21 protein-coding genes are annotated in these 26,116 nt (G+C 74.9%); 10 read left to right on the top strand and 11 right to left on the bottom strand.

The genetic code is table 11. From position 1 onward, the window contains the following. Positions 1-53: 53 nt before the first annotated feature. Positions 54-1,628 carry a GMC family oxidoreductase gene (locus tag POL72_RS38045; protein WP_272101728.1) on the bottom strand — a complete coding sequence of 525 codons (1,575 nt, stop codon included), beginning with the start codon at positions 1,626-1,628 and terminating at the stop codon, positions 54-56. Continuing rightward, positions 1,625-2,146, bottom strand: coding sequence for a hypothetical protein (locus POL72_RS38050; RefSeq protein WP_272101729.1), 522 nt, complete (start codon positions 2,144-2,146; stop codon positions 1,625-1,627). Before POL72_RS38050 ends, POL72_RS38045 begins: the two co-directional genes overlap by 4 nt. Positions 2,147-2,425: 279 nt before the next feature. Here POL72_RS38050 and POL72_RS38055 point away from each other — a divergent pair, with 279 nt between their 5' ends. The 8 genes from POL72_RS38055 to POL72_RS38090 all read left to right on the top strand — a co-directional run bounded on the left by POL72_RS38055 (position 2,426) and on the right by POL72_RS38090 (position 9,860). Continuing rightward, positions 2,426-4,021: a hypothetical protein gene (locus POL72_RS38055; RefSeq protein ID WP_272101730.1), complete on the top strand. Its 1,596-nt coding sequence runs from the start codon at positions 2,426-2,428 to the stop codon at positions 4,019-4,021. A gap of 336 nt (positions 4,022-4,357) precedes the next feature. Further along, positions 4,358-4,900, top strand: coding sequence for a Spy/CpxP family protein refolding chaperone (locus POL72_RS38060; RefSeq protein WP_272101731.1), 543 nt, complete (start codon positions 4,358-4,360; stop codon positions 4,898-4,900). Between the two features lie 8 nt (positions 4,901-4,908). After that, positions 4,909-5,145: a hypothetical protein gene (locus tag POL72_RS38065; protein ID WP_272101732.1), complete on the top strand. Its 237-nt coding sequence runs from the start codon at positions 4,909-4,911 to the stop codon at positions 5,143-5,145. 58 nt (positions 5,146-5,203) lie between these two features. Further along, positions 5,204-5,890 carry a response regulator gene (locus POL72_RS38070; protein ID WP_272101733.1) on the top strand — a complete coding sequence of 229 codons (687 nt, stop codon included), beginning with the start codon at positions 5,204-5,206 and terminating at the stop codon, positions 5,888-5,890. After that, on the top strand, positions 5,887-7,329 hold the full coding sequence (locus tag POL72_RS38075) for a HAMP domain-containing sensor histidine kinase (protein WP_272101734.1): 1,443 nt from the start codon (positions 5,887-5,889) through the stop codon (positions 7,327-7,329). The genes POL72_RS38070 and POL72_RS38075 overlap by 4 nt, the downstream gene beginning before the upstream one ends. Positions 7,330-7,384: 55 nt before the next feature. Continuing rightward, positions 7,385-7,759 carry a response regulator gene (locus POL72_RS38080; RefSeq protein ID WP_272101735.1) on the top strand — a complete coding sequence of 125 codons (375 nt, stop codon included), beginning with the start codon at positions 7,385-7,387 and terminating at the stop codon, positions 7,757-7,759. A 126-nt stretch (positions 7,760-7,885) separates the two neighbouring features. Continuing rightward, a complete protein-coding gene (locus tag POL72_RS38085; RefSeq protein WP_272101736.1) occupies positions 7,886-9,016 on the top strand; it encodes a hypothetical protein in 1,131 nt (376 codons plus the stop codon). A 391-nt stretch (positions 9,017-9,407) separates the two neighbouring features. Beyond that, positions 9,408-9,860, top strand: a complete 453-nt coding sequence (locus tag POL72_RS38090) for a hypothetical protein (RefSeq protein WP_272101737.1) — start codon at positions 9,408-9,410, stop codon at positions 9,858-9,860. A 15-nt stretch (positions 9,861-9,875) separates the two neighbouring features. Here POL72_RS38090 and POL72_RS38095 read toward each other — a convergent pair whose 3' ends face one another. The 6 genes from POL72_RS38095 to POL72_RS38120 form a co-directional block, all read right to left on the bottom strand. Continuing rightward, positions 9,876-10,901, bottom strand: a complete 1,026-nt coding sequence (locus POL72_RS38095) for a peptidase associated/transthyretin-like domain-containing protein (RefSeq protein WP_272101738.1) — start codon at positions 10,899-10,901, stop codon at positions 9,876-9,878. Continuing rightward, the gene (locus POL72_RS38100) at positions 10,898-13,516 is read right to left on the bottom strand and encodes a Kelch repeat-containing protein (RefSeq protein ID WP_272101739.1); all 2,619 of its coding nucleotides are present in this window, start codon (positions 13,514-13,516) and stop codon (positions 10,898-10,900) included. The genes POL72_RS38095 and POL72_RS38100 overlap by 4 nt, the downstream gene beginning before the upstream one ends. A gap of 7 nt (positions 13,517-13,523) precedes the next feature. Then, positions 13,524-15,188: a serine/threonine-protein kinase gene (locus POL72_RS38105; protein ID WP_272101740.1), complete on the bottom strand. Its 1,665-nt coding sequence runs from the start codon at positions 15,186-15,188 to the stop codon at positions 13,524-13,526. Between the two features lie 140 nt (positions 15,189-15,328). Beyond that, complete coding sequence (locus POL72_RS38110; protein ID WP_272101741.1) at positions 15,329-16,360, bottom strand: diacylglycerol/lipid kinase family protein; 1,032 nt, start codon at positions 16,358-16,360, stop codon at positions 15,329-15,331. Continuing rightward, positions 16,361-17,578: a hypothetical protein gene (locus tag POL72_RS38115; protein ID WP_272101742.1), complete on the bottom strand. Its 1,218-nt coding sequence runs from the start codon at positions 17,576-17,578 to the stop codon at positions 16,361-16,363. Between the two features lie 156 nt (positions 17,579-17,734). Further along, entirely contained in the window at positions 17,735-19,015 is a 1,281-nt protein-coding gene (locus tag POL72_RS38120) for a hypothetical protein (RefSeq protein WP_272101743.1), read from the bottom strand. 356 nt (positions 19,016-19,371) lie between these two features. Between POL72_RS38120 and POL72_RS38125 the strand changes: the two genes are divergently transcribed. Then, positions 19,372-20,715: an MFS transporter gene (locus POL72_RS38125; protein ID WP_272101744.1), complete on the top strand. Its 1,344-nt coding sequence runs from the start codon at positions 19,372-19,374 to the stop codon at positions 20,713-20,715. Between the two features lie 209 nt (positions 20,716-20,924). Next, positions 20,925-21,713: a CPBP family intramembrane glutamic endopeptidase gene (locus POL72_RS38130; RefSeq protein WP_272101745.1), complete on the top strand. Its 789-nt coding sequence runs from the start codon at positions 20,925-20,927 to the stop codon at positions 21,711-21,713. 5 nt (positions 21,714-21,718) lie between these two features. Here POL72_RS38130 and POL72_RS51040 read toward each other — a convergent pair whose 3' ends face one another. Genes POL72_RS51040 through asnB form a run of 3 tightly spaced genes read right to left on the bottom strand, consistent with a single transcriptional unit; the run spans position 21,719 to position 26,111 of the window. Beyond that, positions 21,719-23,146 carry a phospholipase D-like domain-containing protein gene (locus POL72_RS51040; protein WP_272101746.1) on the bottom strand — a complete coding sequence of 476 codons (1,428 nt, stop codon included), beginning with the start codon at positions 23,144-23,146 and terminating at the stop codon, positions 21,719-21,721. Then, entirely contained in the window at positions 23,143-24,108 is a 966-nt protein-coding gene (locus tag POL72_RS38140; RefSeq protein WP_272101747.1) for a diiron oxygenase, read from the bottom strand. The genes POL72_RS51040 and POL72_RS38140 overlap by 4 nt, the downstream gene beginning before the upstream one ends. Continuing rightward, positions 24,105-26,111, bottom strand: a complete 2,007-nt coding sequence (gene asnB, locus POL72_RS38145) for an asparagine synthase (glutamine-hydrolyzing) (RefSeq protein ID WP_272101748.1) — start codon at positions 26,109-26,111, stop codon at positions 24,105-24,107. The genes POL72_RS38140 and asnB overlap by 4 nt, the downstream gene beginning before the upstream one ends. Between the last annotated feature and the right edge of the window lie 5 nt (positions 26,112-26,116).

Genomic DNA, 26,116 nt, shown 5'->3' on the forward strand with positions numbered 1-26,116 from the left:
TGGAACCTCGGCTGTCGGCGTCGGCCGACGTTGTAGCACCGCGCCGCGCCCCTCTACGCGGGGCTCGCCGCCGCGAGCCGCGGGAACCGCTCGGCCATCCGCCACGCGATGCGCGTCGCCATCGCCATGATCGGCACCTGGGAGTTCACGCCGATGCTCGTGGGGAGGATCGAGCCGTCGGCGACGAAGAGCCCCGGCAGCGCGAAGCACTCGCCGCTCTGATCGACGATCCCGCGCCGCGGATCGTTCGCCACCCGCGCGCTCCCGAGCGGGTGGAACGCCATGCACTCGATGCGGCGCGCGTCGATCGGAGCGCGCTCGGCGGCGCGCGCGGCGTCCATCGACGTGACCGGCGGCGCGCCGAGCAGCGCGGTGTAGACCTCGCGCGCGCCGGCGGCGAGCGCCATCTCGCTGAGGATCGTGATGGAACGGCGGAGCCGCGCGAGGTCCCGCGGCGCCATCGCGTAAGAGACGAGCGGCTCCCGGCCGGGGCCGGGGCGGACGCGGCCGCCGCCCTCGTCGTGGATCATGGCGCCGAAGACGGCGCAGCGCGACAGCGCGGAGGCCCGCCGCCGCAGCGCGGGCCCGACGCCTGGCAGGCCCGCCGCGAGCACGTTCACCGCCGAGTAGACGCCGACGAGCTTGATCCCCTCGGCGTCGAAGTGGTCGGAGTAGACGCTCTGGAGCGCGCCGTCCCAGCCGTTCAGCGCGTCGTCGAACCGCGCGACCACGCGCACCGCGGGGTGCAGCGTCACGCCGTCGCCGAGCCCGGAGCTCGCCCCGAACGCGCCCGTCGCGCGGAGGAGCAGCGGCGTGTGCAGCGTGCCGCACGCGGCGACCACGGCCTTCGCGCGCACCCGGAAGCGGCGCGGCGGGGCGCCGGGCTCGCCGCCGAGCAGCCTCCCCTCGACGCCGACGGCGCGCCCGCGCTTCACGGCGATCCGCTCGACCAGCGCGTCGGCGACCACGCGCGCGCCTCGCGCGGTCGCCGACGGCAGGTAGGCGACGTCGACCGAGCGCTTCGCCCCGGCGGGGCAGGTGAAGTTGCACCGGCCGTTGCCCTCGCACGCGCCGCCGGTGTTGCGGCGGAGCGGGCGCATCGGGATGCCGAGCCGCCTCGCGCCCTCGACGAGCCGCGCCGTCGAGGCGGAGCGCAGCGCCTCGGGGACCTCGCGGACCTCCAGCCGCTGCTCGACGCTCTCGTACGCCGCCTCGAGGGCGCGCTCCGAGAGCGCGTCGAGGCCGAGGTCGCGCGTCCATCGCGCGTGGACGCTGCCCGGGATGCGGAAGCAGACCCCGCCGGTCACCACCGACGATCCGCCGACGGCGCGCCCCAGGGTGAGCGAGATCATCGGCGTCTGGCCGACGCCGAGCGCGGTGAACAGCCCGGCCTCGCGGAACAGCCGCCGCACCGACTCGCTGGGCTTCCAGCGCTGGTAGTCGTCAGGGCGAACGTGGGGGCCCTCCTCCAGCACGATCACGCGCCGCCCCGCCTCGGCGAGCAGCGCCGCGACGACCGCGCCGCCGGCGCCGGAGCCGACCACGACGACGTCGCAGGGCTCGTCGAACCCCGCCGGCAGGTCGCGCCCGCTGACGATCGGCTCGCTCGACGCGATGCCGCCGTTCACGCGCGGCCCCCGGCGCCGAGCCCGGGCAGCCTGCGCCGCGCCGCGGTGCTCTCGCGGTCGAAGCCCGTCAGCGCGAGCTCCGCGCCCTCCTCGAAGGCGGCCATGCACATCGGCACCTTGAAGGCGAGGAGCAGCATCGCGAGGAGCCCGGAGCGGCTCGACTCGAGCGCCTCCAGGTACGCGAGCCGCCGGCCGAGCGAGAGCCGGCTCATCCGGCCGAAGGCGCCGATCACGAAGGGCGGCAAGAGCTCGAGGCAGACGGCCAGCAGCCCGAAAGCGCGCCGGGTCTCGGGGGTGCCGTGCTCGAGCGAGAGATCCAGCGCGGCGACCGCGCGCTCGCACACCTCGGCGCCCGGCGGGGCGAGCTCCCCGCGCTCGTCCTCGTCGCAGAGCATCGCCTCGGCGGCGGCCCACGCGATGCGTCGCGCCCACGGCGAGAGCCCGCGCCCGCCACGCTCCCACAGCTCGACCCCTCGCGCGGCGCGCTCGGGCGCGCTCCTTCCCCCGTCCTCGTGCATGGCCGCGAGAGCCTAGCCCGGATCGACGCAGCGCCGAGGCCCAAGGCGGCGCGCGGCGTGGTCGGGTGATCCCGGGCGCTTGGCCCGGCCACGCGGATGGGCTGTTCGCGTGGCATTGCAGAACGACATCCTGACGGTCCGCTGAAGGCGCGCGCCGTGTCGCGTCGAGCGCGGCGCCGCGGCGCGTAGATCGCTCTTCGCGGACGCGCGTGGGCTGGCTGTCCGCCGCGGATCCGGTTCTGGTATTGAGCAGTGCGGCCGGGGGAGCACGGAGGAACCATGGCGGAGCGATCGCTGCAGCACCGGGATCCCGAGAGCAAGGATGACGAGACGCTGAGGAGAGAGGCGCGCGTGCACCTCGCGAGCGAGCCGGCGCTGCAGCTCGTGGCCGAGCTGATCGCGCGGCTGCGCGAGCTCGATCTGCCGTGGTGGACGCCGGTCAAGCTGCGCGAGCAGTTCGGCGCGGTCGAGCGGATGGGCTGGTTCCGCGAGCGGAGCGACGTACGCCAGCAGATCACGACGTCCCTCACCGGCCTCTCGCCCAAGGCCGCCCGCCGCAAGACGCCCGACTTCCAGGGCGCGCTCATCGACTCCGTCATCGACGAGAGCGACATCACCCCGCGCGCGTTCGAGGACGCGTTCGATCCGCGCGATCTCGCGGTGTACGGCCCGGCCGGCGGCTACTGGCAGTTCTTCCGGGACTCGGTGCCGTGGGATCAGGACACGCCGCAGCTCCAGGAGATCGTCGCGTGGCTGCTCAAGGCGCTGCTCGCGGATCGCAGCCCGTTCGAGGGCATCGGCAGGACGCCGATCCTGACGCCGTGGGACGTGCGCACGGCGATCGACGGTCGGCTGTGGCAGACCCGCATCCCGCTCGAAATCCGCGTCGCCATCGACAACGCGCGGCTCAAGCAGGAGCGCGAGCGCCCGGGCGTGCCGTTCCACGCCGACGGTGAGCTCGCGATCGCCGGGCCGGACGTCATCGCCGCGAACATCCCGCCGCGCGACATCCTCCCCGTTGTGCAGCTCGCGCAGAAGGCGATGCGCTTCGATGGGCCGCGGGCCGCCACGCCGAAGGCGGCGGCGCCGGTGGAGCTCTCGTCCGGCCGCGGCGGCGCGCCCGCTGCCGCGCCACCGGGCGGCGCGGCGTCCGCATCGGCGCCGGGGGCCTCTGCTCCCGTCCCATCCAACGGCGGTCCCGTGTCGAAGCCGGCGGTGTCGGCGTCCGGCGGGCCGGTGTCGGCGCCGGCCCCCGTGTCGTCCGGCGGCGGGCCCGTGTCGGCGCCTGCCTCCGGCTCGCCCGGCGGCGCGCCCGACGCGGGTCAGGCCGGCAAGGCCGCGAGCGCCGCGCCCTCCGGGGCGTCCGGCTCGCCGCCGGGGGGCCTCGCGGCGTCGGTGAGCAGCCCGCCGGCCGGCTCCCCCGCGGGGCCGAAGGCCGGCGGCAGCGTCACGCCGCCGAGCGCGATCGCGGCCAGGCCGCCCGCCGCTGCGGGCGCCGCCGCGGCGTCGGTGTCGCTGCAGGGGGGTGAGCCGTCGCGCAGCAGGCTCCCGAGCGACCCTGGCACCTCGTCGGCCCGCGCATCGACGCCGCCCCCTCCGGCGGTGCGCGCATCGACGCCGCCCGCGCCCCCGGCGGTGCGCGCATCGACGCCGCCCGCGCCCCCAGCGGTGCGCGCATCGACGCCGCCTGCGCCGGGCGCCTCGCCGGCCGGGGCCAAGGTCGAGTCGCTCGACGACCTCGAAGAGGAGGAAGACGACGACGGCGGAGAAGGCGGCGCACCCGAGAGCGAGCGCACGAATCCGTGGGCGACGTCGGGCGACGGGAAATCCAAGGACGACCTCGACGACATCGGCGACGTCGAGTCGGTGAAGTAGGGCCGCCGGAGCGCGAAGCGCCGTCCGCGAGTGGATGGCGCGCCGCTCCGCACCCGCTGGGCGCGCCGCTCTGCAGCTGGGCGCGCCGCTCCGCACCAGCCGGGCGCGCCGCTCCGTCATGGAGCCGCGCTGCCCGCGGCGATCTTCATGCTTCTTCACACACGCTCCTGAACATCCTTCACACGCGCTGCGCAGCTTCGAGGTGTCCCGGAGCCGCGCGTCTGCGGCTCCGGTCGTTGCTGCCCGGGGCGGCGCCCGCGTTCGGACGAGCCGAAGCCGCGCGCACATGCCCCGTGCACGGATCGACGGCGGAGACGCTCACGGAGGGTACTCATCATGTTCGGATTCGTGGTTGGAACGGCCTGTCTGATAGGCCTCTTCATGACGCTGAAGCGCGGCTACAGGGGTGACTGCGGTGCGCCCTGGGGCGCTGGGCCGCGCTTCTTCGGGCGGCGCGGCTTCGGGGGGCACGGCTTCCGCCGTCGCTTCTTCCTGTCCTTCCTCTTCGATCGGCTCGGCACCACGCCGACGCAGGAGAAGGTCATCGTCGCGGCCATCGACGAGCTCCGCTCCGCCGCAGAGGCCCAGCGGAGCGAGATCCGCGGCACGCGCGCGGACGTCGCTGCGGCGATGCGGAGCCCGAGCTTCGACGAGACGCGCCTCGGCGAGCTCTTCGCGCGCCACGACACGGCCATCGAGTCGCTGCGCAAGGCCGCGGTCGGCGCGCTCGCGAAGGTCCACGCCGTGCTCGAGGACCGCCAGCGCGAGCAACTCGCCGATCTCATCGAGATCGGGCCGGCCGCGTTCCGCGACATGTGGTCCGGCAGGGCCGGGTGGCGCGGCGACGATCCCTACAGGACCCACGGCCGGTGGGCGTGAAGGAGACGATGATGCGACGCCAGATCACCATCGCGCTGCTCGCGCTCGGCACCGTCGCCGGCTTCGCCTCCGGCTTCTCCTCGCTGCGCTGCCGGGCGGAGGCCCGCCGCGACGCCTTCCAGCGCCACGTTGCGTCCATCTGCGTGGACGCCGCGCGGGAGGCCGAGCGCTCCTGGCCGCGGAGCGCCCCGCGCGCGGCCCACGCGCCCGCGGCGGCCGACCCCGACACCGGCGCCGGTCCCTGAGCTATACAAGGGGTGAGCGGCGGCCGGTCGCCGCCGCACCTGCCCCCCGGGTCCTTCCATGGCGCTGCGGCTCCTGCTCATCGACGACGACACACGGCTCCACGCCTTGCTCGCGAGCTACCTCGAGCAGAACGGGTTCGCGGTGACCGTCGCGTGCGACGGCGCGCGCGGCCTGGCGGCGCTCGCCGCGGGCACCTTCGACGCCGTCCTGCTCGACGTGATGATGCCGGGCATGGACGGCATCGAGGTCGTCCGCCGCATCCGGCAGAAGAGCTCGATGCCGATCCTCATGCTCACCGCCCGCGGCGACGAGGCCGATCGCGTGGTCGGCCTCGAGATCGGCGCCGACGACTACATCGCGAAGCCCTTCAGCCCGCGCGAGCTGCTCGCGCGCCTCCGCGCGGTGCTCCGGCGGGCCACGCCCGACGCCGCCGGCGAGCGGATCGTGGCCGGCGACATCGCCATCGACGTGCCCGGCCGCGTCGTCACCGTCTCGGGCAAGCCCGCCGATCTCACCGGCATCGAGTTCGACATCCTCGTCGCCCTCGCGCGGCGCGCCGGCCGCGTCGTCGCCCGCGAGGCGCTCCTCGAGGAGGCCGGCCGCGGCGACGTCAACGTCGGCGGGCGGACGGTCGACGTGCACATCTCGCACCTGCGGCAGAAGCTGTCCGACGACCCGAGGTCGCCGAGGCTCATCAAGACGGTGCGCGGCGTCGGCTACGTGCTCGCCAAGGACCGCGTGTGAGGAGGCGGTACCGATCCTGGCTCTACGAGAACGGGCGCAAGGTCTCGATCGGCCGCTTCCTGAGCGCGCGGCTGCACCGCCGGCTCTTCATGTGGTTCGGCGCGACCATCCTGATCACCGCGCTCGCCGCGGTCGCCACGATGGGGGCCATCGATCGCGTCGGCAACTCCGGCTGGCGGCGCGAGCACGCCCGCGCCCAGTCGTTCGTGGCCCACGAGTTCGAGCGGGTATGGGCCGATCCCGCGGCCCGAGACGCCCTCGCCCGCGGGTTCGCCGAGGATCTCGAGATCGACCTGGAGCTCATCGACGCGACAGGGCGGCGGCTCGCGAGGTACGGCCAGCCCTGCCGGGCGCAGACCCTGGTCTCCCCGGTCCGCGACGAAGCGGGGCCGCTCGGCTCCGTGCTCCTCTGCCCCGCGCGCGGCCGCTCCGGCGGGTCGCTCCGGTTCGCCCTGCCGCTGCTCGCCGTGGCCATCGTCATGTGGGGGGCCTCCGGCCTCATCGCGCGCCGCCTCGCCCGCCCGCTCGTCGATCTGGCCCACGTCGCCCACGAGATCGGCGCCGGCAAGCTGTCGAGCCGGGTCCGGCTCGACTGCCACGGGCAGCAGGGCGAGGTCGGGATCGTCGCCGAGGCGGTCAACGACATGGCCGCGCGCATCGAGCGCCAGCTCGCCGACCAGAGAGAGCTCCTCGCCGCCGTGTCGCACGAGCTCCGCACGCCGCTCGCCCGCATCCGCCTGCTGACGGAGATGGCTCGCGAGGGCAACGGACCGAGCGCCTGCGTGCTCGACGACCTCGACCGCGAGGTCATGGAGATCGACGCGCTCGTCGGCGACCTCCTGGCCAGCTCGCGCCTCGATTTCGCGGCCCTCACCGTGACCCGCCTCGACCCGGCCGAGGCCGGGATCCGCGCCCTGGAGCGCGCCGGGCTGGATCCGACGCTGCTGGAGGTCGTCGAGGGGACGCCGGCGTTCCAGGTGGACGCGACGCTGCTGGCGCGCGCCCTCGCCAACTTGCTGGAGAACGCGCGCGCGCACGCCGGCGGGGCCGAGCGGTTGAGGGTCCGTCCCGGCGGCCAGCGTAGCGTCGTCTTCGAGGTCGAGGACCGCGGGCCCGGGTTCGCGGAGGGGGAGGAGACGCGCATCTTCGAGCCGTTCTTCCGGCGCGAGCGGGCGGCGGGCGGCGAGAGCGGCGCCGAGCGCGGCTCGCTCGGCCTCGGCCTGGCGCTGTGCAAGCGCATCGCGGAGGCGCACGGGGGCCGCGCGTTCGCCGAGCGCCGCGAGGGCGGCGGGGCGCGCATCGGCATCGAGCTCGCGCTGCGTCCGCCGACCAGCGCCGCGCGCCCACAGCGACGCGACAGGGAAGCAACCGGAGCAGGCGCAGGCGGAGCAAACCTGGCGGGCCGAGCAGACACGGACGCCCGCCCTCGCCGCGCGTAGCGTTCCCGCTTGACCGCGCGATGGGGCGGGTGCAACGCTCCCCGTGCTCGCGACCATGCGAATCCTCCTCTGCGAAGATCAGGACGCGATCCGGCGCATGATCGAGGCGCTGGTCGGAGCGAGTGGTCACGAGGTGATCGGCGTGGGCACCGGCCGCGAGGCGGTGGAGCGCGCCCTGACCGAGCCCTTCGACGTGCTGCTGCTCGACCTGATGCTGCCCGGGAGCATGGATGGCTTCGAGGTCTGCGAGCGCCTCCGCGCGCACCCGGGCACCTCCAGCCTCCCCATCCTCGTGATCAGCGCCCTCGACGATCACGAGGCGCGCGCCCGCGCCTTGAAGCTCGGCGCGACCGCCTACTACGCCAAGCCGTTCCGGCCCCTCGAGCTCCTGGAGCACATCGGCGGGCTCAAGGCCGCGCGGCGCGCCTGAAGCGGCGGCCCCGCCTCGACGGGAGCCGTCCGGCGCGACGCGCGACGCGCGACGTAACGGAGCGCTGGAAGATGGCGCCCGTTTTGACTACACCCGGCCGTCATGGACACTCGGTGGCGCTGGGTCATGGCTTCGACGCTCGCGGCGGTCGCCCTCTCGGGGCTCGCGGGCTGCGAGGGGGAAAAGAGCAAGGCGCAGGTCGCCGCCGACGCCGGCGCGCTCGACGCCGGCCCGGCGCTGCCCGTCGTCGGCGGCAAGCTCGGCGCGGAGCTCGCGGAGGCGGCGTCGGGCAGCACCGAGAAGCAGGGGCCAGCGGCGGGCGGCCCGGCGGATGGACCGCCGGAGAGCGGCGTGTTCTCGGCGTCCGACGCGGCCGCCGCGCTCCCGAAGGACGTGCCTTACAAGATCGAGGTCATCAGCGACGGCAGCGAGCCGCGGACCAGGCTCGCCGCGAAGCCCGACCCGAAATCCGAGCAGAAGCTCGACATCACGCTCGGGCTGCGCCTCGGCGGACCGCAGGGGCTGCCGAACCTGGAGCTCGGCGTGAGCTTCAAGGCGGAGAAGCCGGCGGACGCGCCCAAGGAGGGCGCGGCCGCGCCCGCGGCGAGCGCGGCTCCGACGAAGGTGATCGCGAAGATCGCGTCGGCGACGCTCGCCTCGATGTCGGTCGGCGGCCCGCCGAAGCAGCTCTCGGACGCGCTCGCGAGGCTGAAGGGGAGCGCGCTGCGGTACGAGCTCTCGCCGGCGAACGTGGTCAGTAACCTCCAGCTCGAGCTCTCCAAGGACGCCGATCCAGGGCTCCAGCCGCTGATCGGCGCGCTCGGGGAGGCCATCGCGCTCCTCACGCCGCCGCTCCCGGACAAGCCCGTCGGCGCAGGCGCCTACTGGATGGTCACCGATCGCGTGGTGGCGTCGGGCGCGCAGCTGCCCGTGCTGCGGTACCGGGTCTTCAAGATCGAGAAGGTGGAGGGAGGCGCCGTCTCGCTCAGCGTGGACACGCGCCAGTACGCGGAAGGGGCCGACCTCAAGCTGCCGGGCCCGAACGGGGAGATCACGATGACCATCGACCGGCTCGACTCCTCGGGCAAGGGCACGCTCACCTGGTCGCCGTCGAGCTTCGCGCCAGGCGTGGCCGACGCCTCGCAGCGGCTCCAGGCATTGCTTGTGCCGCCCGGCGCCACCGCCCAGCAGGCCGCGCAGCGCAGCGTGGCCCAGGTGGAGCTCTCCGCGAAGTTCGCACCGCCGGCAGCGCCGTAGCGCCGGTCCGCTGGGCGAGGGCGGCAGCTCTCGCCAGCGCCACGCCCTGCCGCCCGGGGCACACGGAGCGGCTCTCGCGCATCGGGCGGTGTGAGCGCATCGCCCTGGCGGCTGTGCACTAAGGTGCGGGCGTTCGCGCCTGCATCTCCCGCCGCGCAGCCGTGCCGCCTTCCAGGACGCAGGTGTGCGTCCCGGTCGCTGCCCGCGAGCCATGGAAACCATGGCAGCCGCGACCAACCCTGGAGCGGCGCCGCGGTGCAGGGGGTGTTGGCTAATCCCGTGCATGAGCGCCCGTGCGGGGAGGCGTGACGGCTGTCCGACCCGGCTGCCAGAAGCGGGTGAGCAGACCGAGCCACGGTGCAGACGCATGGCGTACGGGTGCGAGCGGAACATGCGCGGGTGCAGCCTCGAGGCCTACATCGAGGAGCCGGGCCTCACGGAAGGGCAGCGCCGGCGGCTGCGGCTGTTCCAGACGGTGGAGGAGGCCGTGAGCCGTCGCGTGGAGCGGCTGTGCACGTCCAGCGAGATCGAGGTGACGGACGCGGCGATCCTCGTCGTGTCCCCCGCCGCGCGCCGGGCGTTGTTCCGGATCGACGCGCGGGGCAGCGCGGAGGCGCCGGGCGCGAGCGTCATCGTCGACCATCGAGCGCGGCTCCACGAGTTCCTGCACGCCGTGCTGCCGCCCATGGACGAGGCGCCGTTCGATCCGTACGTCGACCTGCTCGCGCCGTCTCCGCCCCAGTGCGTCCGCGTGCTCATCGTGGACGAGGACTCGCTCACGGTCCTGAATTACGGCGCGTTCGTCGTTGTGAACCTCGACCGCAGGGAGATGCCGAAGGCCTAGCTCCCGTATCGGAGATCAGAAGCGCACGGTGAGGCGGAACGGGTCGAGGGCGGCGCGCGGCGGGGGCTGCTTGCGCGGGGCGCCGGCGGGATCGCGGTCGAAGATCATCACGAGCACGCCGACGCCCGCCGCGAGGAGGCCGGCGCCCACGACGATGTCGCCCGCGAGCGCCTGGGCGCGCGCGGCGTCGGCGGCGTCCCCGTCCCGCGTCGGCGCGTCCGACGCGCTCGCGACCCCGAGCAGCCCGATGGCCGCGCCGGCCGCCGCGGTGGTCAGGCCGCCGGCGAGCAGCACGATCGGCACCACGTGGCTCTGCGCAGCGTCGGGCGCGGAGCTCGGCGGGGCGCCGCGCAGGACCGGTCTGGCCGGAGCGCCGCTCGCTGGAGCGCTCGCCGGAGCGCTCGTCGAGGACACCCGCGGCCCGGCGGGCGCTGCCGGCGGGACGACCTCGCGCTCGAGGCTCAGCACGACGACGGCTCGGCTCCCCGGCGCCGCCGCGACGCTCCGCTCCGCCTCGCGGTAGCCCGGCGCGCTCGCGGTCACCGTGTGATCCCCCGGGTTGACCGGGCGCGGGCGATCGAGCGCCGCCGCGGGCACCACGACGCCGTCGATCTTCACCTCGAGGCCGGCGGCGTCGCCCGGGGAGAGCCGCAGCTCGAGCGCCGCCACCTTGCGCTCGAGCTCCTGGATCGCCTGCCGCGCGAGCTTCTCGTAGCCCTTCGTCGCCTGCGCGGAAGGCTCGACGAGGAACGCGCGGAAGTTCTCGAGCGCCTCGACGAGCTGCCCCGTCTGCTGCTGGGCCACCCCGAGGCTGTAGAGGGTGATCGGCGCGCGCTTGATCGCGAGCGAGCGCTCGTACCGCTCCCGCGCCTGCTCCCAGCGGCCCTGCCTGGCGAGCTCGGAGGCCTCGATGAAGATCTCGCGCGCGACGGCGACGTCGGCCGCGCTCTGGGCCGCGGCGGGCGCGGGCGCGCCGAGCATCGCGGCCGCGACGAGGAGCGCCAGGACGCCCGAGAGCGCGCGCGTCCGCCGCGGCGTCACGGCCTGAACCGCTCCCCCTCGGGCACCAGCGAGGGCCCGTCGAGCCCGGACCACAAGATCAGCTCGGTCCCCGTCCACACGCCCACGCCGAAGGTGTGCTGCTTGCTCGCGGCCGACATGCTCGCTCCCCACGCTGCCATCATCGGATCGTACAGCTTCCCGTCTCGCCTGAACGTCAGGCCGCTCCGCCCGCCGGCGATGAGGGCGTGCGCGCCGGTCCACCCGGTCCAGCCGGTGCGCCGCTCGGCGCGGCTGCGATCCGAGGGGGCGCCCTTGTCGTCGATCCCGCGCCACGCGTCGGCCGCCGGATCGTAGATCGCGCCGCTCTTGCGGGCGTTGCCGTCCTGGTCCTGCCCGCCCCAGACGAGGAGCCGATCGCCCATCCAGACCGCGAACGCATCGGTCCTCGGGCTCGGCGCGTCGGCGCTGGGCAGCGATCGCCACCCGTCGGTCGTGGGGTTGTAGGCGTACCCCTCGTTCGTTGTCGCGTCGCCGGCTCGCCCGCCGAAGACGTAGAGCTCCGTGCCCGACCAGGCCCACGCGACGCCCTCGCGCGCGGGGGCCGCGCCGGCGCTGGAGGCCGGCGTCCATGCGTCGGCGACCGGGTTGTAGAGCCCGCCGCCGGCCACCGGAGCGCCGCCCGCGGAGCCGCCCCAGATCAGGAGGCGCGTGCCGGTCCACACGCCGATCGGCATCCGCCGCGCCGCGGGGGCGTTCGTGGTGCTCATCGCGCGCCATGTCCGCGCCGCTGGGTCGTACACGCCGCCGGTGGACAGGCCGAACAAGCTCGTGAACGAGCCGCCGCCCCAGACGAGCACCCGGGAGCCCGTCCACGCCGCGGCCGCGAGCACGCGCGGCGAGGGGGCGCCCTCGTTGCCCAGCGTCGACCACGTGTCGCGCGCCGGATCGTAGAGCGCCCCGTCGCCCACGTCCCCGGCCGACGTGCGGCCGCCCCACAGGAAGAGCGCGCTCCCGATCCAGGTCGCCGCGGCCATCTGCCGCGGCGCGGGCGCGCCGAGCCTCGTCATCGGGGCCCACTCGGGCGTGCACTTGCCGGTGCGGCACTCGCGCCCGCTCAGGCAGGCGTTCCCGCACGCGCCGCAGTGCTCGGCCGAGCCCAGGCTGACGCACTTGCCATCGCAGGCCACGAGGCCGCCTCCGCACGGCGCGATGCAGGCGCCGCCGGAGCAGATGTCGCCCCCGCTGCAGTCCGCGCTTGTGCAGCACTGGCGGCACGCGACGAGGCTGCAGCACTGCTCTCCGTCGGCGCAGCCCGTGCTCTTGCACCTCGCGCCGCCGTCTTCGCACACGTCGGCGGTGCAGCCGTCGCCGTCCGAGCAGTCCTCGTCCGAGCAGCAGGCGCGGCAGGCCGCGCCGCAGTCGTGCGGCGTGAGCGCCCCGCACGCGCACGCGCCGGAGGCGCACACGGCGCCCGGCTTGCAGGCGGTGGCGCACGCGCCGCAGTGCCGCGGGTCCCTCGTGAGATCGGACTCGCAGCCCGGGGCGACCGGGTCGCAGTCGGCGAAGCCCTCGTCGCACACCAGCTCGCCTCGGTCGCAGCGCTGGTGCGGCCCCGCGGCGACGCCGCACGCGCCGCAGTGGAACGGGCTGACCTGCGTGTCGACGCACGAGGCGTCGCACGCGGCGAGGCCGGGGGCGCAGCCGGCGGCGCACGCCGCGCCGTCGCAGTAGGCCTTGTCCGGCGCGCACCGCACGTCGCACGCTCCGCAGGTCGTCGGGTCGATGCCGATCGCCTCGCAGCCAGGCGCGCCGTCGCAGTCGAGGCGCCCGCTCGCGCAGGCGCAGCCGCTGCGGCCATCGCAGATCATGCCGGCCGCGCACGCATCCCCGCAGCTCCGGCAGTCCGCCTCTGTCCCGAGCGTGGCCTCGCAGCCGTCGTCGGGCGCGCCGTTGCAGTCGGCGTATCCCGGAGCGCACCCGCACACGCCGGCCTGACACGCCATGTTCGGCCCGCAGGTGACGCCGCAGGCGCCGCAGTTCGCGGGATCCGAGGAGCCGTCGATCTCGCACCCCGTGTCGTGGAGGTTGTCGCAGTCGAGGAGCGGCGGCGCGCAGGCGCACTGCCCCGCGTCGCAGATGGCGCCCGAGGGGCAACGGAGCGAGCAACCGCCGCAGCGCTCGGGATCGCTCGTGAGATCGACCTCGCAGCCGTTGGTGACGACGTTCCCGTCGCAGTTGTCGAAGCCGAAGACGCACTCGGACGAGCAGTGGCCGCCCACGCAGAGGGTGTTCGGGCACGCCGCGCCGCACGCGCCGCAGTGCGAGGGATCGTTCAGCACGCTGGTGCACGACCCGCCGCAGCACGACTCCCCGTCGCCGCACGCGTTGCCGCAGGCGCCGCAGTGCTCCCGGTCCGTGTCCAGCGCGACGCACGTACCGCCGCAGCAGGCGCCGTCCGGGCAGTCGGGCGCGCAGCCGCCGCCCGTCGAGGTCGCGTCCTGGCCGCCCTCGGAGGGTTTGTCGGAGAGGGCGCTCTCCGCGAGCAGCGAGCAGGCGCCGGTGAGCACGGCCAGCGCGAGCAGCAGCGGCCAGCGCGCGCCGGCCGTGGACCTTCCATGTCGCGCCTCGCGCGCGGGGCTTTCCTGGGAAGACATCGCGACGCTAGAAGTTCGGCCGGGAAGGGACCGGCAAGGCGGCGCCAGAGGTCTTCGCGCCCGCCCGCGAGGGCGCGGTCCGCCGCGAGCCGGCGCTCCGGGGAGCCGGCGCGGGCTCCCGCGCGTGGGCGCTCGCGGTGGGGCCCTCCGCCGGTCCGAGGCGGGGCGCGCCGGCCGAGGGCTGCGGCTCGGCCGTGCGCGCCGGCTCGGGGCGGCTCTCGGGCGCGGGGCCCTGTGCGGCCGATGGTGCGGCGGCGGCCTGCGACGCAGCGGGCGGCGCCGCAGGCGCGGGCTCGGCGCTGCCGTCACGCGCGTTCATGGCGCGCAGGGAGAACAGCGCGGCGCCGAGGATCAAGAGCGTCGCCAGCCCCGCCGCCGCGACGATGGCGACGCGCCGCCGGTCCCCGCTCGGGCGAGCGGCCTCGTGGTGTACAGGGTGTACAGCGGCCTCCAGGTGGTCCTCGCTGCTCCTCTGCGCCCGCGCCGCCAGCGCCGGCCGCTCGGAGAGGCGCCGCTGCTGCGCCCGCACCGCAGGCCGCTCGGAGAGCGGCCGCTGCTCGCCGTCGCTCAGCCAGTGCATGGCGAGCGAGGTCCCTGTCACGTCCTCCACGACGCCGTTCTCGGTCGCCCACCGCGCGAGCGCGACGCCCATCTCGCGCATGGTCCGCCACCTGTTGAAGCGCTCCTTCCCGAGGCCGCGCGCGATGATGGCCCACAGCGCCTCGTCGCCCACGCCGAGCGCGGTGATCGGCGTCGGATCCTTGACGAGGATCGCCGCGACGAGGTCGTGGTAATTGCCGCCCTGGAACGGCTTCTGGCCGGTGATCGTCTCGTAGAGCACCACGGCGAACGCCCAGACGTCGGTCTGCCCGTCGACGTCGGTGATGCCGCGCGCCTGCTCGGGCGACATGTAATCGGGGCTGCCCAGCACCGTGCCCGCCTTGGTCATCTCGCCGCTCGCCGTCTCGCTCCACACCTTGGCGATGCCGAAGTCGACGATCTTCGGGGTGATGTCGCCGCGATCGTTCTTCACGAGGAAGATGTTCTCGGGCTTGAGATCGCGGTGGACGATCCTCCGGTCGTGCGCCGCGGCGACGGCGCTCGCGATGGGCAGGAGGATGCGGAGCGCCCCCGTGGGCGAGAAGCGCTTCTTGCGCTCGATCGCCTCGACCAGCTGCTCCCCCCGGAGCACCTCCATCACGATGTACGGGTCGCGGTGATCGGACTCCCCGAAGTCGATCACACGGACGATCGAGGGGTGATCGATCCGCGCGGCGGCGCGCGCCTCCTGGTGGAGGCGCACCGTCGCCTCGGTCGAGTTGACCTCGCGCCGGATGAACTTGATGGCGACGTCGATGTTGAGGACGTCGTTGTGGGCCAGCCACACCATCCCCATGCCGCCCTCGCCGAGGACGTAGCGCAGGCGGTATTTGCCGCCGATCACGTCGCCCTCGCGGTAGATGCGCCGCGCCGCCCGTCCCGGGGCGGGCGACGGCGTGCTGGCCTCCGGGGGCGGTGTCACGCGGGACGGATCGAGCAGCTCCGGGTCGAGCGAGCCCGGAGCGCTGCCGCGCGGGAACGCCGCAGAAGCCGCGAACGAGCGGCTCGCGCTCTCGGGCCGCGGGGTCGAGTCCGTCGACGAGGCGGGCGCGGAGATGGAGCGCGGCGGCATGGAGCGATCGCAGTCTAACTTTGCTGGCCTCCCACAGCCATGGTCTCGCGCACCCGTCTGTCGTTGCCTGCCCGCGCGCCGCTGCCTGCCCGCGCGCCGGCGCGCCGGCGGCGCAGGGTCAGCGCGTGATCCGTGCATGATCAGCGTACGATTCCGCAGGGATGCGCGCGCTCGCCGCGGGTGCACACATCGTGCGACGCGCGCCGGGCGCGGGCGGGGCGATGGCCGGACTTGTGCTCCACGAGGATCTTCACCCGCGGGCCGATGCGCACGGGGAGCGGGCCTGCGTGCTCGTGCACGTCGCCGTCGCAGACGTAGTGGACGACGCCCGACCTGGCCTCGAGCACCGCGCGCCGGGCGATCTTCTCGAACGTGTGCGCCTCGCCCATCGGCCGCGCTCGCCAGATGTCGGGCAGCTTCCTGACGAAGCCGAGCGCGGAGGTGTGGATGCCCAGCATGTGGAAGCTCTCCGGGCGCTCGTCGTGGCGGTGGAACGGGCGGAACCCGAGGCCGATCTGGTCCACCGTGCCGGCGGCCACGGCGAGGTAGTCGCGGTCCGGGAACGCCGAGCCGTCCTCGAAGTGGACGCGGCCCTGCCAGCGCGCGGCGACCTGGGTGCCCGTGTTGAGGAGCACCGCGGCGCTCGCGCGGGCGAGGACCTTCGCGGCCCAGAGCGCGCTCCGCTCCTCGCTGCGGTTGTACTCGGCGATGAAGCCGTGGACGCAGCCGGTGCCGAAGATGAAGCCGTAGTGGGCGCCGATCTGCATCACGTGGCGCTCGACCCAGCGCAGCGGGTCCCGGCCGCGATCGGTGTAGCGGGCGATGAGCCCCGCGAGCAGGCCGTCGGGGCGCCCGCGGGGGACGCCCACGGCGTTGGCCACGGTGTTCATCGTCCCGCCGCGCAGGAAGGCGATCGGCGGCAGCGGCTCGTTCTCGTAGACGTCGAGGAAGCCGGTGATGGTGACGTGGTTCGTGCCGTCTCCCCCGGAGATGCCGAGCACGTCGATGGAGAGCTTCCTGAAGTCCTCCGCGATGCGGGCGAGGTCCTCGCGGGAGCGCGCGGCGCGGACGACGCCGTGGTCGCCGAGCGCGCGCGCGAGCCGGACCGCCGCGCGGGGATCGCTCAGGTTCTGGCGCGAGCGGGGGTTGATGATGACGCCGATGCCGCCCATCTAGCGCCGGCCTCGCGGCGACTTCCACCGCGGGTTGAGGTGGATCCGCACGACGTCCGCCATCAGGCCGATGTGGGCGCAGTGATCGGGCTTGTCGTCGCCGGTGTACCCGCGGACGTGGAAATCGCCGCGGTCGAAGCGCTGGATCATGTCGAGGCCGAGCACGTCGGCGCGGGAGGAGCCCCTCGGCTTGCCCCGCAGCTGCTGCACGATGAAGTTCGCCGTCTCCGCCGTCGACGCGTAGCCGGGCGGCAGGATGGAGGAGTGGCTCATGAACATGAACGCCTCGCCCGCCGCGGCGCGCCTCGCGAACGCGATGAACGGCTCGATCTGCGCGACCTTGAGCTTGTGCTGCTGCTCGTCGGCGTACCCGGCGTGGAGCGAGTCGAGCAGCACGAGGGCGTCGACCCGCTTGCCGGCCGGCTGCCGCAGGATCTGCTCGATCGCGCCGTAGCCGGCGCTCCACGACGACAGGCCGAGCTTGCGGATGTAGGCCTTCTTCTTGCCGGTCTTCTTCGCGACGGCGCGCTCGATGCTGTCGAGCAGGTTCTCGAAGACGTACGGCGCCGAGAACGCGCTCGAGTACGCGCCGGAGCCGATGCCGAGATCGATGCCGACGAGGACGGCGCCCTCGGCGGTCTTCACGAACTCCTTCCGGAGCGCCTCGTGGCCGTGGAAGTGGATGATGACGTCGAAGCCGCCGCGCTTCGTGACCCCGCCCCGGTGGGGCATGATCATCTGCCCGATCGAGGGCGCGCGGGACCACGGGTCGTAGACGCCCCAGCCCGGATCGGGCGTCATGCACGGGTTGATGTCCCCGCGGCGCTTCTTGGAGGGGGCGGCGCGGCTGCTCGTCGCCCCGGGCCTGTCGCGCCGCGCCGCGCTGCGCTGGCCAGCGTCCGAGGCCGCGCCGCCGGCGCCACCCGCGCCGGCAGCGCCGCCCGACGGCGCGCCGGCGCCGGCTGCCCCGTCCGTCGGGGGCGCGCTGCCCGCCGCCGGAGGGCTGTCGGCCTGCGGCGCTACGGCCGGAGGCGCATCGGCCTGCAGCGCGGCGGTGTGCGTCGCGGGCGGAGCGTCGTCGGCCTGCGGCGCGGCGGCCTTCGGAGCGGCCGTGTCCTGCGCCGCTGCAGGGGGCGCGGCGAGCCACCAGGTGGCGGCGAGCAGCGAGAGGAGCGCCCATCGCCCGGACGGCCGGCGAGCCTGCAGGGGGTGTCTCATGTCGGGAGCGCCTCCATTCCATGGAACGGCGTGCGGATCGAGCGCTCGGTGCAGGGCCGCCGCCGCTGTGTGTTCGCGGCGACACCCCGCGGGAGTTCCGTGGCCGTGCAGGGGGCAGGCGCGCCCCCCGCGCCGGCCGGCGTCACGCTGCCGGCGTCATCCTGGCGGCGGCTTCCCCTGGGTGAGGGCGGCGCCCGCGTCGGCGGCGGCGAGGATGCGCTCCTCAGCCTGGGAGGCGAGCTTCTCGACCGCCGCCGCGGCGTCGGTGGGGGGCAGCGAGCGCAGGAACTGGATGAACTCGAGCTCGAGGCCGGGCTTCACGCCGCTCAGGACGAGCACGATGGGGATGGCCGGCTTCTCGACCTCGGCGAGCTCCGTGGTGCGGGCGCGCCAGCGGCCCGCGCCGAGGGCGAGGCGGAAGGCCCACTGCGCGCCGAGGCCGATGAGGAGGCCCGCCATGACGCCGGCGACGAACAGGTCGGCGTCCCGCGGGGCGAGGAGGGCCGCGGAGAACCCGCCGATGGCCGCGCCGATCACGAGGCCGGGCTCGCCGCTGTTGTGCGCCGCGGCGGTCTTCAGGATCTCCGCGGCCTGCATGCCTGGGCGCCCGCTGCGGACCGCGTCGCGCAGCGGGAGCAGCGTCGCGAGGCGGCGCATCGAGGCGGCCCGCACGCCCAGGTAGCTGATGAAGAGGGCGCAGACCGTCAGCCCGACGCCGACGCTCACGGCCACGCGCCGCGAGAAGACGCCCTGGGGCAGCGCCTCGCGGACCATCGCGGTGAGCGCGCGCTCCCGGTCGCGCTCCGCGCTCGCCTTGAACGCGGCTTCGGCGTCCTTCGTGGCCTGCGCGACCTTGTCGGCCGGGATGTCGCCGAGGAGCGAGAGCAGCTGCTTCGCCGCCTCGAACTGCTCGGCCTCCGCGGCGCCGGGCGGCGTGATCGCGGCCGCCTTGACGATGGCCTCCCAGGCGGGGATGGCGCTCACCCGAGCCCCGAGGAGCGCCTCGGTCGCCTCGCGGCAGCCCGCCAGGGTCTTGGCCTGCTTGTAGAGCGGCTGGGCCGAGGCCCACGCGCCCTGCTTGTCCGGCTCCTTGGGCTTCGGCGGCGGCGGCGCGTTGCGCGGCGCGCGCCCCTTCGTGGTCGTCGCCGGCGGCGGCGGCGCGGGGGGCGCCTGGCCCGGGTCGGGCATGCGCGCCGATTTCGCGGCCGCCTTGAACAGGTCGATCTCGACGATCAGCTTCTCGCCGGCGAGGGCGCACGCCCGCGCGGGCGCGACGCGGGCCTCGGACTCCTCGGCCTGGCGCCGCGCGCCCGGGTCGGGGATGAGCCTGCCCTCGACGGTGACGAGCCGCAGGACCGCCACGGCGATGCACAGGACGAGGATGGCCGAGGCGATGAAGGTGGCGCGGACCTCCTCGCGCCGGGTGTACTCGTTCACGCTGGCTCCCTCGGAAAGACCGGAGATGGGCAAGGCGCCGGCCGGGTCGGCGCGAGGTCGGCGCGCGCGAGCGCGGCCGCACGGCCGGAGCGGCACGAAGCGCCACGATCGGCGTCGCCGCCGTGACGGCAGGGGGACACCGAGGGAGCGTGAGCCCGTCGCATGCAGTTCACCGTTTAAACCAGATGCCGGACCGATACCACAGCGTCGCTCGCGATGGAGTCCGCTGCGTCCTCGCCGCCTCACGGCGTCGCGGCCTCACGGCGTCGTGCTTGCTTCCGCCGTCGGGCGCGGCGGTCGGGCGTCCCGGAAGTTGCTCCGTCCCGGGGCGCATCGTGTAAGGGTGCGGAGAAGGCGTGGAGGCTGCCGTTACATCCCACAAGCCCGTCGAGCCCGCGGTCCCGGCGCGCGCCGCGCTGCCCGAGCAGGGAGCGGAGCCGCCGAGGCGTGGCGCCTCCTCGGAGGCGCCCGGCGAGGCCGCGTCGTCCGGCGTGGCGGCGGCGCCCGACGCCGCGGCGGGCGGGGCGGGCCGGGGCCTGTGGATCTCGTCGACCTACTTTGCCGAGGGCCTGCCCTACGCGATCGCGCACAAGGTGGCGGGGGAGTTCTTCACGGCGGCGGGGGCGAGCCTGGAGATCATCGGGCTGACGTCGCTCTACGGGCTCCCGTGGAACCTCAAGTTCCTCTGGAGCCCGCTGGTCGACCTCCACGGCAGCCCGCGGCGCTGGCTCGTCGGGGCCGAGATCGCGCTCGTCGCGATCGTCCTCGGGCTCGCCGCGGCGGCGCACAGCGGCGCGATCTGGCTCGTGGCGGCGCTGTTCGGGGCGGTCGCCGTCGCCGCGGCGACGCACGACATCGCGGTCGACGGCTTCTACCTGCAGGCGCTCGACAAGGACGCGCAGGCGGCGTTCTCCGGGCTGCGGGTCGGCGCGTACCGGCTCGCGCTGCTCGCGGGCGCGCTCCTGGTGGCGTTCGCGGGCTGGGCGTCCTTTGGCGCGGCGTTCGGCGTCGCGGCAGGCGGGCTCGCGCTGCTCGCGATCGCGCACGCCGCGGGGCTTCCGCGCCCGGCCGCGACGCCCGGAGCCGGCGCCGCGCCAGGAGCGACCGGGCTGCGGCGCTACGTCGAGCCGTTCCGTGCGTACCTCCGGCAGCCGAAGATCGCGTCGAGCCTGGCGTTCATCCTCTGCTACCGGGCAGGCGACGCGCTCATGTTCGCGATGTCGTCGCCGCTGCTGAAGAGCCTCGGCCTCGACACGGCGGCGCGCGGCAACGTGGGCGGGGTCGGGACGGTCGCCTCGATCGCCGGCTCGATCCTCGGCGGGGTGATCATCAAGCGGTGGGGGCTCTCGCGGACCATCTTCCCGATCGCGCTCGTGCAGAGCTCGGCGATCCTGCTGTACGTGGCGCTCGCGTGGGCGCGGCCGGCGCTCCCGTGGCTCGTCGCGCTCGTCACGCTCGAGCAGCTCGCCGCCGGCGTCGGGACGGCGGTGCTCGCGGTGTTCCTCATGCGGCGCTGCGTGGACGGGTACAAGTCGTCGCACTTCGCGATCGGGTCGGCGCTCATGTCGGTCTCCGCGACGTTCGCCGGCAGCCTGAGCGGCTACCTGGCCGCCAGCGTGGGGTTCACCGCGTTCTTCGCGATCGCGTTCGCGGCGTCGATCCCGGGGGTCGTCCTGTCGCGCCTGGTGCCGCGCGAGTAGTTACCGCGGGTCGGAACCCCGCCAGGGATCTGCCTCGCGAGCGGAGAGAGTTCAACGCAAAGGCGCCAGGGCGCAAAGACGCAAAAATGCACATTTGTTTTTTTGCGCCTTCGCGCCTTTGCGTCTTTGCGTTGAACTCTCTGGCCGGATCCCTGTCCGGACCTCCGCCGGGTGGAACCAGGTAGATCGGACTCGTCCGCGCGATCCCGATGCAAGAGCCCACGTCCGCCTTCTCCGAGCCGAAGGCGCGCGCCGACCGCGCGCTGAGCCTGGTCTCCCTCGGCCTCCTGGCGCTCCAGGCCGCGCTCGACGCGCCCGCGTTCCCGAAGGCGACGCTCGCCGCCGCCGCGGCCGCGGCCCTCGTGGCGCTGCTCGCGGCCCGCGTGGCGCAGGGCCCGGCGCGCGCCGTCGCGGCGCTCGTGGCGTGCATCGTGGTGGCGATGCGCCTCGGCGTCGTCTGGCAGCTCGCCATGGTCCTTGCGCTCGCGGCCTACGCCGGCCTCTCGCGGCTCGCGCCCGCGCTGCGTCCGCCCGAGGGCTGGCGCGCGGCCGGCGGGCTCCCGAAGCGCTGGACGGCGCTCGTCGGCGGCGTCACGCCGGTCGCGCTCGTCGGGTGGCTCGCGTTCGCCCGGCCCGACCTCCGCGACATCACCGGCTCGGAGCTGCTCCAGGTGTCGACGCCGGTGCTCATCGCGGGAGGCGCGGTCTTCGCCGTGCTGAACGCCACGCTGGAGGAGGTGATCTGGCGCGGCGTGCTCCAGCCCAGCCTCGCGGCGGCGTGGGGCGCGCGCGTCGCGGTGGTCCTGCAGGCCGCCTCGTTCGGCGCGCAGCACGCGCACGGGTTCCCGCGGGGGCTGCTCGGCGTCTTCCTGGCGGGCAGCTGGGCCGTGATGCTGGGCCTCCTGCGGCAGCGCTCCCGCGGGCTCCTCGCGCCCGTGCTCGCGCACATCGTCGCGGACGCGACGATCGCCGCCCTGGTGATCGGCATGCTCCGCTGAGCGCGTCAGGGCCGGAGGCCGAGCAGCTCGAACGCGCCCAGCAGCGCCGAGCGCGTCCACGACCCCGGGCCGCTCGACGTGCGCCGCGAGGCGGGCAGCTCCCAGAGCCGCTCGAAGTGCGCAGCGAACGCGGCCACGAAGGCCGGATCGCGGGTCTCGAGGTCGGTCTCGATCCAGGCGCGCGAGAACGAGTTGGGCGTGAAGTTGGCCTGGCCGCCCACGAGCATCGGCCGAGCGCCCAGCCGCGCCGCGGTCTTGAGGTGCATCATCGCCCCGCCGCGCGAGTCGTGCACGCGCAGCGCGAAGCGGTCGGGCCACCGCGCCTCGGCCTCGATCGCGCGGGTGATCCCGTGGTGGTTGACCAGGTTGCGGATGAGCCACGCGGCCGCTGGGGGCAGCGGGAGCGCGTCGATGGAGTCGATCAGCACGCGCACCCGGGCGCCGCGCGCCGCCGCGCGCTCGAGCGCATCGAGCACCGGCAGGTCCGAGAGGTACGTCGTCGCGACGAGGAGCTCGTCGCCCGCCGCCGCGCCGTCGAACAGCTCCGTGAGGCGCGCGCGGATCGCCTCGTGCTCGACGAGCGCGCACGTCTCGTCGCCCGCGACGGTGAGCGCGCCGGGCGGGGGGAGGGGGACGCGCAGGCCGCCGGCGTACCCCGGCACCGGCGCGAGCGTTGGCGTCGGGGAGGCGACCTCCGTCCCGGGATCGTCGGGCCCGCGCGCGGCGTGCGAGGCGCGCGCGGCGCCTGCGACGAGCGCGTGGAGCGCGGCGCGGCCCTCGTCGCCGATCGCCTGCGGGAGGGTGAGCGCCTCGTCGATCGCCGCCATCGCGACGCGCCAGAGCCGGCGGGCCACGGCGCCCGTGAGCCAGAACAGGTTCTCGTGCCAGTCGAACGCCGCGTCGATGAAGTTGTGCGACGTGATCGCGCCGGCGCGCCCGCCGTCGATCACCAGGTTCTTCCGGTGGTCCTCGACGTTGTGCAGCACCTGCCAGCGGTTCTGGTGCTCGACCCAGTCCTCGATCGCGACGCGCGCGTGGTCGAGGTGGAAGTTCATCCGGGGCAGGAGCCGGCGGCGCCGGTCGAACCGCGCGCCGAACAGGCAGGCGTTCAGCACGAGGACGCCCGCGTCCGCGAGGCGCCTCCGCACGAGCGCGCCGCGGCGGCGCGTCAGGGCGGGGTTCGCGGGCGTGTTGCTGTCCAGGATCACCACGACGGTCGCGTCGGGACGCGCGCGCTTCTTGGCGATCAGCCAGTCGGCGACCGTGTCGGCGTAGGGGAACGCGCCCGGGCGCGGCAGCAGCGTCGTCTGGTCGCCGTTCGCCGCGAAGAGGTACATCTGCAGGACGACGCTCCGCTCGGCGGCCTCGATGAGGTCGCGGCACGCGGAGAGGATGCCGTGGCTGTCGCCGATGTACGCGAGCCCGGAGCTCACGCGGCGTCCGCGCGCAGCGCGCGGCGCAGCGCCCAGCAGAGGGGCCGCGCTCCCGCGAGCCCGCGGCCCTCCAGCTTGCGCGTGAAGCTCTCGGTGCCCCAGCGATCGGACTGCGTCGGGGCGCGCCCGCCGAGCCGCCGCCGCTGCGACGCGTCGAGGCCCAGCTCGCTCCCGGCCGCGGCCACGAGGCGGCGCCAGGCGTCGCCGACCACGCCGTCGACGTACACGAGGAAGGGCAGCGCGAGGGCCGTCTGGATCGCGGCGAGCCAGCGCGGACAGCGCTCGTTCAGGTGCAGGAGCACGCGCTCGTCGATGGCGACGTGCGGCGCCTCCTCGCGCGCGTGCAGGGCCATGATCTCGGCGACGAGCGCCGCGCTCTGGTCGGGCCGGGCCTCGATCGCCCGCGGCACGAAGAGCGTGATCTCCTCGAAGTACCACGCGAGCAGGAAGAAGGTGCCGGCCGGGGCGAGGCGCAGCGCCGCGTCGTCGCCGCGGCCCCAGCGCAGGAAGCGCGGCGGCGCCGCGTCGGTCGGGTAGAGATCCGGCCGGAGCCTGTGCAGGAGCCGGCGGAACATCTCCGCGTGCGTGCGCTCCTCGGCGACGAAGCGGGCGATGACGGGCGCGGACAGGTACGGCGCGCGGTGGGCCGACCGCTCGAGGTACCGGATCACGTAGCCCTCGAAGTGGATGAACAGCTCGCACGTGAAGCACGCGAACAGCCGGTTGATCGCGACGCGCTGGCGCTCCGTGAGGCCGAGGCCCGCGACGTCCATGTAGTGCGCCTCAGGGATCACCAGCGCATCGGCCGGGATCGGGCGCGTCCAGTCGATGCGGTCCCAGCGCCGGCGCACCGCCGCGTGCAGCCGGTCCTCGCGCGCGGCGGCCTCTCCGTCGTGGAGCGGCGTTCGAGGGCTGCCTTCGTGGCCGGGGAGCGCGGGATCGGCGGAGAGCTGGAGGCTCACGAGGGGACCGTCCTCTCGATCGACGCGACCGCGCGCTCGTCTGCGGCCGCGGGCGCCGGGCCGGCCGCGGGCGCCGGCGGCGACCACGCGGGCAGCTCGCACAGCCCGCCGCCGAGGAACAGGTGGTGCCACAGCTGCGTGGTGACCACGGCGGTGTAGCTCCCGTCGGCGACGATCCGCCGCGGGGCGAGCGCGGGCAGGATCCGCTGGAAGCGCTGCTCGCGCGCGACCTTCGCGGGCGAGAAATAGCCCGTCTTTCGCAGCGACTCGGGGCTCACGAGCTGCGCGATCCAGCGAGGCTGGGGCCCGAGCGCGCAGAGCGCGTGGGCCTTGAACATCCCCTTGGGCGGGTCGGCGACGTCACGCGGGAGCACCCGCCGCGCCACCTCGCGCAGGAGCCACTTCTCCCGCAGCCCGCGGAGCTTGTACAGGGGCGAGAGGCCGCTGGAGAGCTCGACGAAGGCCTCGTCGAGGAACGGGTAGCGGTGCTCCACGCCCGAGCGCATCGCCGCGCGGTCGCCTTTGCCCACCAGCAGGTGTCCGGCCAGCATCAGCTTGTACTCCACGTAGAGCGACCGATTCAGCGGATCCCAGCGGCGCATCCGCGCTGGCGCGATGTCGAGCTCGGAGAACGGATCGTGGCCCGCGACGCGCTCGGCCATCGTATCCGAATAGAACAGCCAGCGCGCGCGGGAGAGCGGCTCGTACAGGTCGAGGAGGCTCGGGCGAACGTCGCCGAAATGGTCCTGGAACGTGGGCGCGGGTGTGCCGGGCGCTGCGAGCTCGGCCAGCGTTCTTCGGATCGCGCGCGGCAAGGCTGCGTGGACGCGGGCGAGGCGCTCCATGGCGCGGTGGGTCTTGTGCCAGACGTAGCCGCCCATCGCCTCGTCCGCGCCCTCGCCGGTGAGCACGACCTTGAACCCCCGGCGCGCGGCGCGCTCGGCCAGCAGGAGCACGCACCCGTCGGCCGTGTCCATCACGGGGCCCTCTGCGGCCTCCACAACACGCGGGAGGGTCTCGAGGATCTCCGCAGGCGAGGGCACCAGGGTCTCGAGCCGTGCGCCCAGGCGCGCCGCGCTGCGGGTCGCGCGGCGTCGCTCGTCGGGCCCGGCGCCGTCGAAGCCCACGGTGAACGACGCGATGGGCGCGTCGCCGCGGGCCTCCCGGGCGAGGCCGAGCACCAGCGTCGAGTCGAGCCCGCCGCTCAGGTACGTCGCCACCGGGCCGTCGGAGACGAGGCGACGCTGCACGGCGTCGCGCAGGCAGGCGCGCGTCTCCTCGATCAGCGCGTCGAGCGAGGCGACGCGCCGCTCCTCGCCCTGGGCCGGGAAATCCAGGTCCCAGTAGCGCCGCTGCTCCACCGCGCCGCCCTGCGCGCGGAGGTAGTGCCCGGGCCAGATCGAGCGCACGCCGCGGAAGCACGTCCGCTGCGTGCCCGCGGCGAACAGCGAGAAGACGTGGTCGATCCCCGCCGGATCGGCCTCGGGGCGCACGAGCCCGCTCGCCAGGATCGCCTTGATCTCCGAGGCCCAGAGGAGCCAGCCGTCCGCCACCGCGTAGTGGAGCGGGCAGATCCCGATCCGGTCGCGGCCGAGCAGCAGCGTGCGCTCCTCGCGATCCCAGAGCGCCACGGCGAACTGCCCGCGCGCGCGGGAGAAGGCGCCCTCGCCCGCGTCGAGGTAGAGCCCGGGCCACAGCTCGGTGTCGCACCGCGTGCGCTGCGCGTGCCCGCGCGCGGCGAGCTCGCGGCGCAGCTCGGCGTGGTTGAACAGCTCGCCGTTGTACGAGACCCACACGCGACCGCTCGCGTCGGCCATCGGCTGGCGGCCGCCCGCGACGTCGACGATGGCGAGGCGCCGCGTGGCCATGGCGATCCCTGGCGCTGAGAAGGAGGCGCCGTCGTCCGGGCCGCGGTGCCGCACGCTCGCCGCCATGCGGTCGAGGCGCGCCGGATCGAACGTGCGTCGCCCGGCGAGATCCAGCGCTCCGACGATGCCGCACATGATCG

The sequence above is a fragment of the Sorangium aterium genome (genome assembly GCF_028368935.1).
GTDB lineage: Bacteria > Myxococcota_A > Polyangia > Polyangiales > Polyangiaceae > Sorangium > Sorangium atrum.